Raw genomic sequence first — 11,943 nt, forward strand, 5'->3', positions numbered from 1 at the left:
AGTATTTTTTTAAGGATATAGGGAATAGGAGATTTAGAGTCCTAATTCATCAGACATTTCGTCTATTTTCAGGGAATTCTCAGAGTATCCGTTTAGGATAATCATAACGATGCACCTGGGATGGCGCATGATTGATCAGATAGGTCAACACAGGAGAGACAACTGAATGCAACGCCAATTCTGTCCCCGAAACCCGAGAAAGCTATACAAGCTAACCCTATTCACGCTGCTGGCGGTTGGTACAACATTACTAATTGCCGCCAATCCCGCCTTGGCGCAGGAATCAGCCACGGGTTCAGGATTCAATCCCCAAGCCTGGTTACGCAACGCTTTGCAGTGGATTCAAGATCTCGGTCCCGTTGGTGCGATCGCGTTTATCGTACTTTATATTATTGCCACCGTAGCATTTCTGCCCGGTTCCATCCTCACTCTAGGCGCTGGCGTTGTCTTTGGCGTTGTTTTGGGTTCTATCTATGTGTTTATTGGCGCAACCCTGGGAGCAACCGCCGCCTTCTTGGTAGGGCGGTATTTGGCGAGGGGTTGGGTAGCGCAGAAAATTGCTGGGAACGAAAAATTTAAAGCGATTGACGATGCAGTGGGTGGGGAAGGATTTAAAATCGTTTTATTAACCAGACTGTCGCCTGTGTTTCCCTTTAATTTATTAAACTACGCTTATGGGTTAACTGGGGTTTCGTTGAAAGACTACTTTTTCGGTTCTGTGGGTATGATTCCCGGAACGATTATGTACGTTTATATTGGTTCTTTAGCGGGTAGTCTAGCGATGGTGGGGACAGAAGCACAACCGACTAATCCGGCGGTGCAATGGACAATTCGGATTATTGGATTTATCGCCACCGTTGCTGTTACTGTATATGTCACCAAAGTTGCTAAAAAAGCCTTAGATGAAAAAGTCTCGGATGATGTGGTTCTCGATGAAAGCGTTTCTGATTAGTTTTGAATGTTCTAGACGTGGTATTTGAGTCTGTAGGGGCGGGTTTTACAACTATCTTTTTTTGTCACCCATAAGTAACTAAACCCGCCCCGATCAAAGTGAGAGACTAAAAAAAATCACCTTTTCCCCAATCACTAAGTACCTGGACAGAAATTCTGTACCCTGTACTAATAAATGTTAACAAGCCTAAAACCCTTACTGTTCCCTGTTCCCTGTTCCCTGTTCCCTGTTACACACCGAGCGTGTTACCGAGCGAAGCCGAGGTAAGCCGAGGTAAGTCGAGGTGTTCCCTCATCTCAACCGTTAACTTTAGTTTTGTCTGACTACTTATTAAGGAGTAACTGATGACATCAACATCTGAGAGAGTAATTGTCCCGCCAATGGATGAATATAACCAGCAATTGGTTTCCTATGTTCATCCACCGGATTGGGTTAATCCCAAACCCGCCGAGCGTTATGATCTGGTGGTAATTGGTGCAGGAACGGCGGGATTAGTCACCGCCGCCGGTGCTGCTGGAATGGATATTGGCTTAAAAGTTGCCTTAGTCGAACGCCATCTCATGGGTGGGGATTGTTTAAATGTGGGATGTGTGCCATCTAAATGTATTATTCGCTCATCCCGTGTTGTCGCCCAGATGAAAGAAGCGGGAGATTTTGGAATTCGTCCTCCTGAACAGATTGATATTGATTTTACCGCCGTCATGGAACGGATGCGGAAACTCCGGGCTGGAATTAGTCATCATGATTCAGCCCAACGCTTTAAACAAACCTATAATATTGATGTTTTCTTAGGAGAAGGATCGTTTCAAGATTCTAATACTATTGCTGTTGGGGATAAGCTTTTGCGGTTTAAAAAAGCCGTAATTACGACAGGGGCTAGGGCTGTACGACCGCCCATTGATGGCATAGAAGAAACAGGATTTCTAACCAATGAAACTGTCTTTTCCTTAACCGAACGCCCCAAACGCCTGGCAGTCATTGGCGGAGGGCCCATTGGCTGTGAATTGGCACAAGCATTCCGTCGTTTAGGCTGTGAGGTAATTCTTTTCCATCGCCATTCTCACCTTTTAAATAAAGAAGATACTGACGCCGCCGAAATTGTGCAGAATGTGTTTCAAAAAGAAGGCATTCGCTTAGTCTTAGATTGCCAGATGAAACGGGCAATCAAGATGGATGAAGGTAAGTTACTGCACTATACCTGTAATGGTCAGGATGAGTCGATCATTGTTGATGAAATTTTAGTGGGTGCAGGGCGTGCGCCAAATATAGAAGGGTTGAATTTAGACGCCGTTGGCGTGGAGTACCACCGCAAAGGGATAAAAGTTAATGATTATCTACAAACAACGAATCGGAATATTTATGCGGCTGGTGATATTTGTATGAAATGGAAATTCACCCATGCCGCGGATGCAGCGGCGCGAATTGTAATTAAAAATACGTTGTTTTCTCCCTTTGGCTTAGGGCGATCTAAACTCAGTGATTTAGTCATGCCTTGGGTAACCTATACTGACCCTGAAATTGCCCATGTCGGCATGTATGAAGATGAAGCTCAGGAAAAGGGAATGAAGGTGAGTACGATTAAGATACCATTTAATACGGTAGATCGTGCGATCGCGGATGGGGAAGAGGACGGATTTGTGAAAATCCATCATCAGAAAGGTTCGGATAAAATTTTAGGGGCAACAATCGTGGCGCGTCATGCAGGGGAGATGATTAGTGAAGTGACAACGGCGATTGTGGGAAACGTGGGGTTGAGTAAGCTGAGTGGTGCGATTCATCCTTATCCGACGCAAGCGGAAGGGATTAAGAAAGCGGCTGATGCGTATCGGCGCACACTGCTGACACCCAATACAAAGCGCTTTTTAGGGTTACTCACTAAGTTTTCTTAGAAAGTTTGTAGTAAGTTTGTAGTAAGTTTGTAGTAAGCGCTTTAGCGCTGATGGCACTAAAGTGCCGACTACGAACGAACGAGCAATCAATCAATCAGGATTCAACTGGATAGGACATGAGTATGTGTTTCGCAATAACGGCGATCGCAATACATTGCCCAGGCTATACCCACTATACCCGTAAGCGAACCGGTGATTGCCGCACAAGCGCCCCAACCTGCCAGTCCTACCCAGTCAGACACTTCTTTGAGCAAGGCGGTACTCCCTCTAGCTACCCCATACGCCGTTCCCGCCCCGACAAGAGTGACTAAACCCAATTCGGTTAGCATTCCCAAAAGATCTTTCTGGGATAAATCTTCCTGAAAATAGATCTTCCAAATCGTGGTATACATCAAAATATCAGAAGCTGCTACCAGGATTTGTTTCGGTATCTCCGCACAGGGAGTTGGTGCAGCACAAGCCGTACCGCCACCCGCCGCATATCCTGCGATCGCCCATAAGGTTTCTAATCGCTTCTTGCCTAGACTACTCAAGGACTATCTCCTGCAATGCTACTAGAGTCGAGGATTTTTTCTGTTATAGCCCAGCAAAGTTAAGTAAAGATTAACATTTTCTAAAGAATTACACAGATGGGCGGGTAGGGGCGGGTTTTACGGATAACATTTTGGCACCAACCACTAACCTGACTAAACCCACCCTTTTCAGGGTACAGAGGTGCGGAGGTGCAGAGGTGCGGAGGTGTAGGGGCGGGTTTTACCGATAACATTTTGGCACAAACCCATAACTTGACTAAACCCGCCCTTTTCAGGGTGCGGGGGTATAAGGGTTAAGTCAGGGCGGGTTTTGCACAAACGTTATCATCAAAGCGAAAAGAAAATCCCTAAACCCGCCCCTACAAACCAGGTTTCCTCAAACGCAGCGAAGAGTCAAAACCTTCAATTGTCAACCACAATCACCAACTTACCCACAACATGACCTTGTTCACTCTCCTGATGCGCCTTAGCAACCGCAGAGAGAGGATAGGTTTGGGCAATGACTGGGCGAACTTTCTGAACTTCAATCAGTTCTTTCAGAGACTTTAAATCCAAACCATTGGATTTGAGAACCACAACTTTAGCTTTTTTTCCCGGAAGAACCGCCGTGACAAAACTCTCCAGGAAATTACCCGGATAGGGCTGAGTCGTAATATAGACACCATTGGGTTGCAAACAGTCTTGACAATTCCAGAAGGATTGATTGCCGACCACATCGAAAATAATATCGTACTTAGCAGTATCCTTAGTAAAATCCTGCTGAGTATAGTCAATCACTCGGTCAGCACCCAATTGTTTCACGAACTCACTATTTTTACCACTACAAACCCCTGTCACCTGAGTGGCAAACGCCTTGGCAATTTGTACCGCTAAGGTACCCACACCACCCGACGCGCCGTTAATCAGCACGTTGTACCCCGTTTTAATTTTTCCCTCATCTCGCAAGGCTTGCAGCGCTGTGAGTCCGGCTAAGGGAACAGCCGCCGCTTCTTTGTGGCAAAGCTTTTCGGGTTTTGGACAAGCCGCTTTTTCCGACAAAACCGCATACTCCGTATAAGCACCACCCGTGAGATTATCAAGACAGGCATAGATTTGGTCTCCGGGTTGAAACCGAGTTACAGCCGTTCCCACGTCTACAACTTCCCCAGAAATATCAAATCCCAAAATCATAGGAAAGCTATAGCCAGTTAAGAGTTGCAACGTTCCCTGTCTGATTTTCCAGTCAATGGGATTAACGCTGGTAGCATGGACTTTGACCAATATCTCATGGGTTTTGACGGGTGGAGTTGGCAAGTCTATAACTTGTAAGACATCCGTGCCACCATACTGATTAATTGCAACAGATTTCATTAACTATTCTTTCTCCACAAAGATTATTACCAATTCTTCTAAAATGTAACAATACTCTCTAGAACAATATCTCAGTCTTGAGGAAGACTCTGAACGTGAGTTAATAATCAATAGTATAGTTGTCAGATGCTTTCGTGAACAGGATTGATTCGTGATGAGTACTAATACTCAACTCCCCATCCCCTCCCATTTCAACTCCAATCACGTTGGAGATGTCTGGCGTGTTCCCTATCAAGAGCGGGTCAACCAAGCCGAAGCTTGGGCAAAACAGCATCATCTCCAGCCCGCCCATGAAGATGAAACCCGGATTGGTTTATTGCTAATCGATGTGCAGAATACCTTTTGTATTCCCGACTTTGAATTATTTGTCGGTGGTCAATCGGGTACGGGAGCAGTTGATGATAATGTAAGATTGTGTGAATTTATCTACCGCAATTTAGGAGTCATCACCGAAATTGCGGCGACGATGGATACCCATACCGCGATGCAAATTTTTCATCCTATATTTTGGATTAACGATGCTGGAGAACATCCACCCGCAATGACTAATATCTCTATGGAGGACGTAGAAAAAGGGGTGTGGAAAATTAACCCAGCCGTTGTACCTCGGATTCGCCAGGGTGATGAGAAATGGTTACAAGATTATGCCCTACATTATGCCAAGACGCTCAATTGCGATAGTAAATATCCATTAATTATCTGGCCCTACCATGCCATGCTGGGCGGAATTAGTCACGCTTTAGTGTCTGCGGTGGAAGAGGCTTGTTTATTCCATAATGTTGCTCGTCAAAGTCAGACCCATTTTGAAATGAAAGGGAGTCATCCGCTGACTGAAAATTACTCGGTTCTCCAGGCGGAAGTTCTTTTCGACCAGAATGACGAACCTATTGCCCAAAAGAACACGCCGTTTATGGAAAAATTGTTAGAGTTTGACCAGTTAATTATTGCTGGTCAAGCCAAGAGCCATTGTGTGGCTTGGACTATTGATAACTTGCTGGGTGAAATTCAAGCCAGAGATCCTAAGTTAGCCGAGAAGGTTTATTTACTGGACGATTGTACGTCTCCGGTTGTGGTTCCTGGGGGTGCGGATTTTACGGAACAAGCTGAGGCGGCGTTTCAACGGTTTGCTGATGCGGGAATGCATTGTGTAAAATCGACTGAACTTATTGATTGAACGTTGGGCAAAAAACAGCAAAAAACTTGCAATAAATTAGGGTTGGAATCAGGGCGGGTTTCGTTTTTGATTTTGAGGTGGGGAGGGCAGGTTTTGTTTTTGTTTTTGAGGTGAGGAGGGCGGGTTTTGTTTTTGATTTTGAGGTGACTATCTAATTGAGTCCCTAAACCCGCCCCTACAAATTGTCCCTAAACTTGCCCCTACATCTATGGCGTGCGATCGCACTAAAAATAGGCTGGTTTTTTCATCGGGTTCAAGGTTAATATAAAACTCTGATATCGGGGCATAACATCCAGTGTATGGGTGGTTTTAGGAACAAAATTAACCGAGAAACCCAGAACCGTTATACAAAACAATTACTGCTCTACCTTGCCGAAATTTCCGATAACTGAAATTGGATAAACAAGGGTCTATGATCACCCCCTAAAAAAGAACCGATATATCGATCTACAATAGTAATACCCTGACTATAAATGCAAAGATCAATAGGAATACCTAGCACAGGTGGCAAGGAAGCGGGCCACGTTGATTGGACACCATACCCTGATTCAGAACTCAGCAGTACACCCTCTTTTTTCAACTGATGAAAACGAGCCGACCAAGGTGTAGTATTGAAATCACCGATAATCAAAACATTTCGTCCTGAATAAGTTTGCTGGGCGCGACTCCATTCAGCAACAGCCGCTAATTCTGTTTGTTGAAACGCCGATGTGCCAGCATTACGGGAACGGGTAACATGTAAACTCAGCAGCGCCACCTCTTGTCCACTAATGTCCAAAAGGGCTTCAATCATGGGACGTGGAGAATAGTGCGGGAGGTTAACCACGTTCGCTGAAATTACCTGAATATCGCTATCGGCGGCGAGTAAAAATGCCGAACCATGGGTATTCTTCATCGGGTGAGAATACACGATTTTATATTGAGGTAAAGCGGTAGTTAGACGGCGTTCTAGTTCTGGTGTTAATTCTTGCAGTAATAGAATATCAACGGGATGCTTGCGTAAGTAGGTAAATGCTACTGTGTGATCAGGCAATGTGGCATCTAAGTTATAGTGCAGCGCTGTGAATGAAGGGGTAGATAGAGATAGAGGTAATGGTTTACCGAAATAAAGGGGAGCAAAGGTTGTCAAATTAAGCAGCAGTGGTATCAGAACCAGCCAACCTAATTGATGGAATCGGGCAACGAGTAATGGCAAACAACACACTAAAATAAGTGCATATTGGGGACGGGGATGGCTTAGTAACTCTCCAATCCACCATTGTTGTGCTAATGTTCCGACAAGTGTGGATGCTGTTATGCAAACGGCGAGAATCAGCGCACCGAAACAGGCAAGATTGTATAGAGGCTTCATATTATGAATTATAATTTTCTATTCCCTATTCCCTATTCCCTATTCCCGGTTAAGAGTTCCCTAATCTCAACCGTTAACTTTGATTGTGTCCACCCACTTAGGCATTACGGCAAATCTGACGCCGAGGAACCCTCATAATCATTAGCCAAGCAGTGATATAGTTGATAATTATAACCATCCACCCATACCTGATACTGAGAAGAATCTTCCGCATAACAGTTTGGTAAATCGGTGACTGTTGCTTTAAAATTGACCAGCCATATATCTAGAGGGCGTGGTTGTTGAGCTAGTGTTTGTGCAAGAGTAATTGAGGCGGGACAGGTTGACGCTTGACAGCGATATTGGTCTTGATGAGCCAGGAGAAATTGGGGATTCTTGATTGCAGATGAGTCATGATTCATCAACTCCCAAGCAATTCCCATCATTTCCCCTGTTTGCACTAAGGTATTATGGGTAGTCGCGATAAGAACGGGTGAAGAGGATGCTTGCTCAATAATTGGCACTAAAAGGTCGGGACGATAATATTTTTGATAGCCTAAGTTATTAACCACCGTAATCCCACTTAATACTCCCATTACTCCCACCATCACGACGACAAGTTGACCCCGGTTTCGCCAAAGGGAAAAGTTGTGTAATTTGTGAGACGTTTTCCCGATAACAGCTAACGCGGCGGCGATTAATAGGATGACAGCCGGAAAATAAACAAAGTGATATCGTGCGCCTCTGGTCAAGTCTTTGCCTAGAATATAAGTAATACCAAAAAATAGCGCGATCGCACTCAAGACAAACCCCGCTAAAACCCCAGTCTGCCAGCGCGTTTCAGCTTGTCGCACCAAGGTTTTACCTCCCCGATAAACAAAGGGAATAACCCAGACAAAGAACCCAATCATCACCGCCCCAGACACCAGCACAACCCCTAATGACGAGGATTCCACAGGTAACAGCGACACCATCGTAATCCAAGCCGCCAACGTCTGAAAAATCGGATTAATCCAACTCAATAGACTTTCCCGGTTCAGCATCATCCAATCCGCCATCTGGGATTCATACCCTCCCTGCAGTACAGGTATCCACACCAAACCACCAATTCCTGTTCCCATCGCCGCCGCAAAAATCCGCCACCAATTCAACGGTTTTGGGGCTAAATTCTTGTCTGGGTATGACTCCACGGGCGTTTCCCTACCGTTTATCCCTGGTTTCCACCCAACACGATAATGCCACAACCCCAATCCCATCAGGGCAATTCCTTCAGCAAAAAGGGTCAAACTAAAAAAATAGTGGGTAGCGATACCCAAACTATTCACTAGAACCCAAACTAATACCACCTTAATCGGTAAAGGTGTGCGGCTTTTGAGATGCTGTACCGCCACAACAAAGCAACTCAGGGAAGCGATAACCCAAATAATACCTAAAGTATAATGACGGGCTTCCTGTGCCAAATAAATCCCAAACGGAGACAGCGCCATCATCGCGGCGGCGAATTGCGCCACAACCTGAGAACGAAACGCCAGCCAGCCTAATCCATACATGGCTGGGATAGAGAGAACACCCAAAAAAGCCGGGAGCGATCGCGCCGCCCAAAGTGAGATATACTCTCCTGAAGTGGGAAATAACTGCATCCACTTATGCGCCAGCATAAAATAAAGTGGCGGATGGTGATCCTCGGTTAACAGCTTCTGCCAGACTAAACCCACGCCAGCGTCAGGGTTAGGTTTTAGAGGATGCAACAATGTTTCTAGGGAAATAGCTTGGTCAAGGGGTACAGCCTGAAAACTATTGCCCAAGCTAAATACCAGCGTCGCAAACTCATCCGTCCAAGGGGACTTCAGGGTAAGATTGGTGAAGCGCAACGCCGCACCAATGACAATCCATACCAGTAGCAGGAGTAGATTAAACTTTTTTCGGGGCTGTAAAATATTCAACGGGAACAGAGGAATAATGTTTGTAGTTGCGCTGTCTTCGCCATCAAAGCTAGCATCACCTACAACCAACCTTTAAGTCAATGCCAAGCTCATTAGAACGGGTTAAATTAAAAGTTTGTAGTTGCGCTGTCTTCGCCATAAAAGTCAGCCTCACCTCCAACCAACCTGGAAAACAAAGCCCAGTTCATTAGGACAGGTTTAATTGTCCAGTTAATAATAACCAACAAGAGCAATTTTTGTTTTGCCGTTATCAGTAAGCCAGGGCGGGTTTAGTTTTTGCGTTATCGGTGAATAGCTGACTTTAGTTCCTAAACCCGCCCCTACAGAGTTCCTAAACCCGCTCCTAAAATTGTGCCTAAAGCCACCTCTACTATGTTTCTAAATCGTGGCACATCTTATTTGATAAATTAGAATTACATCCAGAAACTGTAGGGGCGCATGGCGTGCGCCCGATTCAACAATTTTAGCTTGACCACGACATTATCGTGAGGAGAACGAAGCGTAACGCACCATTAATCAAGTTCCCTTTGCCCAACGTTATCGGTAAGACACATCTCTACATCTAGATTAACCTTCTAGGCGACATTTTTGATCATCCCGACACTCTAAACCCTGTTGACGTTGGGCAACTAAGGTGGCTAGACTGGGGCGTCCTGTCAGTTTGAGGCGTAAGTTTGCCCAGATAGTATAAATTTGATTGGCTAAACCATTGAGGATGGGTAGGCTAGTTGGGGCATATATCCAACCCATCCCTAGAATCTCGTATACAGTACGAAATACTTCAATATCTTTGATAATTTTACCATCTGGTAATATTGCATGAATACGCCCCATTGCCGTTTCATAATCAACCCCGCTATTGTCTTCAGGATTATAGGATTCATCGGCAATATCGACAAATTTCACTAATCCTCTACCCGCATCCCGTTCTTGGAGAAAGTTAACTTCTCGTAGACACAAGGGACACTCACCATCATAGAGTAGCTTGATTTGCCAGGATGGGGCTTGTGGATTGGATCGGGTTAGGGTTTCAGCGCTAGACATCAATATTTTTCTTCGTTTGTCAACGGTTTTATCGCTATATTAATAAATCTTAATAAATAGGGGTTGCCCTGTCAACTTATCTCTGTTACCGTCTAAGGTAGAATCTGTCATGCTGAGCAGAATGCAGTGAAACGGAATGACGCTCGCGCATCTGTCCAGATTCTCGTATCTCGTTCCTCGCTATAGCTTCGCTTCACGCAACGCTGTTCCTAGACATGATAGAACGCAACTTGGTATTAGTCCAAATTGGTCATGGGTGTTAAGTAGGAGGTGCTTGTGCGATCGCGGCGCAAGTTGGCTTGGCTAGGGGTGTGAATGTGGGGAATCGGGTGAGGTGATTCTCGCTGGTCAAGTCGGGATTGCCAATCAAGCAACATAAGGAAAGATAAGTAGTCGGACAAAAGAAAACAGCACGCCCACGCTTGTTTTGTAAACAAGCATGCTTTTTATATGGAAGCGATAAAATACAACAGGGCAGGGAAGAATATCAATGACTGAAGTTACCCTTCGCGGTTTAGAAGTCTCGGACTGGCAAGATATTGCCGAAATTTATCTTTCTCCGAAATGTTTATTTTTTGCTTCCCAGCTACCCTATCAATCCCGCCAAGACTTCCAACAACGAACGGAAAAGATTGTACGAGAAGGATATGGGTTAGTGGCAGTTGTGGGAGGAAAAGTGATCGGGATAGTCAATCTCACTCTCTTCCAAGGCAGTCGTTCCCATGTTGGAAAAATCAGTATAGCTGTACGAGATGATTATCAAAATCAGGGCATTGGCTCCCAACTTCTCGAAGCGATTATTGATGTAGCTGAAAAATGGCTTAATCTCCAACGATTGGAGTTAGGGGTATATTGCAACAACAATCCCGCGATTGCGCTTTACAAGAAATACGGTTTTGAGATAGAGGGAACGCTGAAGAAATCTGACTTTCGTGATGGCGTTTACATTGATGCTTATTTCATGGCAAGAATTCGAGATGAATAATTTGCCCATAAGTGTATCAGTGCCTATTCTTAAGCAACATGAGTTGATAAATACTGCTGAATTGGCTGCAATAAAATTCCTAATATTTTATCCACTTCCTTAATATGATAGTCAACAGCATCAATAAAAACTGACTTCCCTGCCAAGGTTAAAAACTTCCAAATCGTACCCGTCGTGACAGCACCATAAATCATCGGGATTTCATGGGCAGCCCGTTGATTAAACAACTGCGCTCCTAGCATTGTTGCCACACATTGACCCAATCCCCCGATAATATTCTCATTTTTTGCTTCCACAACAATAATTACAGGAGTGCTAATGAAATACTGTTCAGATGAGGCGCTAATAATAAAATCACAGTATCCATTCAATCCCAATTCTTCATCAACGTTAAAATCGGTTCCTGAAAATAAACTGACCTGAGCATTTAACTGGCGCCTCACCTCGGTTAAAATTTGAGAAATAAGTAATTCAGAACGTGCTTTTTCTGTATTAATGGCTGTTGCCAGCAGAATATAGTCAGGCAAGAGTAGGGATAAAATTTCTGAGGAGTTGGTTGGCTCTACTTGAGCAAAAACATTTTGATTTTCAGTAAATGTTAAATCAAACTCCTCTTTGACTTTGGCTAAACTAAAGTTACTGTATGCCATTTTTACTGCCTCTAAAACTATCCATTGAAGCTATCCGGTTGAGTGAAGTCATTAGCTGCCTGTTAACGCTGGGGCGGGTTGGGTTGAGCCGTT

At 44.6% G+C, this 11,943-nt stretch carries 10 protein-coding genes and 1 pseudogene; 5 read left to right on the forward strand and 6 right to left on the reverse strand.

Annotated features, from left to right (window positions below):
* The first annotated feature begins 166 nt into the window (after positions 1–166).
* Both RIC07_RS33965 and RIC07_RS33970 read left to right on the forward strand, forming a co-directional pair.
* The gene (locus RIC07_RS33965; protein ID WP_446398363.1) at positions 167–952 is read left to right on the forward strand and encodes a TVP38/TMEM64 family protein; all 786 of its coding nucleotides are present in this window, start codon (positions 167–169) and stop codon (positions 950–952) included.
* 344 nt (positions 953–1,296) lie between these two features.
* A complete protein-coding gene (locus RIC07_RS33970) occupies positions 1,297–2,841 on the forward strand; it encodes a mercuric reductase (protein WP_446398364.1) in 1,545 nt (514 codons plus the stop codon).
* A 101-nt stretch (positions 2,842–2,942) separates the two neighbouring features.
* Here RIC07_RS33970 and RIC07_RS33975 read toward each other — a convergent pair whose 3' ends face one another.
* A complete protein-coding gene (locus RIC07_RS33975) occupies positions 2,943–3,374 on the reverse strand; it encodes a hypothetical protein (RefSeq protein WP_446398365.1) in 432 nt (143 codons plus the stop codon).
* Positions 3,375–3,776: 402 nt separating this feature from the next.
* Complete coding sequence (locus RIC07_RS33980; protein ID WP_446398366.1) at positions 3,777–4,724, reverse strand: NAD(P)-dependent alcohol dehydrogenase; 948 nt, start codon at positions 4,722–4,724, stop codon at positions 3,777–3,779.
* Positions 4,725–4,878: 154 nt separating this feature from the next.
* Between RIC07_RS33980 and RIC07_RS33985 the strand changes: the two genes are divergently transcribed.
* A complete protein-coding gene (locus RIC07_RS33985; protein WP_446398367.1) occupies positions 4,879–5,898 on the forward strand; it encodes an isochorismatase in 1,020 nt (339 codons plus the stop codon).
* 364 nt (positions 5,899–6,262) lie between these two features.
* On the opposite strand, the gene RIC07_RS33990 is transcribed toward RIC07_RS33985, so the two are convergent.
* The 3 genes from RIC07_RS33990 to RIC07_RS34000 all read right to left on the reverse strand — a co-directional run bounded on the left by RIC07_RS33990 (position 6,263) and on the right by RIC07_RS34000 (position 10,215).
* Positions 6,263–7,249 carry an endonuclease/exonuclease/phosphatase family protein gene (locus RIC07_RS33990; protein WP_446398368.1) on the reverse strand — a complete coding sequence of 329 codons (987 nt, stop codon included), beginning with the start codon at positions 7,247–7,249 and terminating at the stop codon, positions 6,263–6,265.
* A gap of 104 nt (positions 7,250–7,353) precedes the next feature.
* Positions 7,354–9,171 (reverse strand): glycosyltransferase family 39 protein, encoded by a 1,818-nt coding sequence (locus tag RIC07_RS33995; protein ID WP_446398393.1) that lies wholly within the window; start codon positions 9,169–9,171, stop codon positions 7,354–7,356.
* Positions 9,172–9,738: 567 nt separating this feature from the next.
* Positions 9,739–10,215 carry a thiol-disulfide oxidoreductase DCC family protein gene (locus RIC07_RS34000; protein WP_446398369.1) on the reverse strand — a complete coding sequence of 159 codons (477 nt, stop codon included), beginning with the start codon at positions 10,213–10,215 and terminating at the stop codon, positions 9,739–9,741.
* A gap of 236 nt (positions 10,216–10,451) precedes the next feature.
* On the opposite strand from RIC07_RS34000, the pseudogene RIC07_RS34005 reads away from it, so the two are divergent.
* A pseudogene (locus tag RIC07_RS34005) lies at positions 10,452–10,585 on the forward strand (UDP-3-O-(3-hydroxymyristoyl)glucosamine N-acyltransferase); the annotation flags it as partial.
* Between the two features lie 120 nt (positions 10,586–10,705).
* Positions 10,706–11,200, forward strand: a complete 495-nt coding sequence (locus RIC07_RS34010; RefSeq protein WP_446378595.1) for a GNAT family N-acetyltransferase — start codon at positions 10,706–10,708, stop codon at positions 11,198–11,200.
* Positions 11,201–11,229: 29 nt separating this feature from the next.
* On the opposite strand, the gene RIC07_RS34015 is transcribed toward RIC07_RS34010, so the two are convergent.
* Positions 11,230–11,850, reverse strand: a complete 621-nt coding sequence (locus tag RIC07_RS34015; protein WP_446349470.1) for a hypothetical protein — start codon at positions 11,848–11,850, stop codon at positions 11,230–11,232.
* Positions 11,851–11,943 lie beyond the last annotated feature (93 nt).

Origin of the sequence: Coleofasciculus sp. E1-EBD-02 (assembly GCF_040218245.1) — a bacterium.
Taxonomy (GTDB): Bacteria; Cyanobacteriota; Cyanobacteriia; order Cyanobacteriales; family Coleofasciculaceae; genus Coleofasciculus.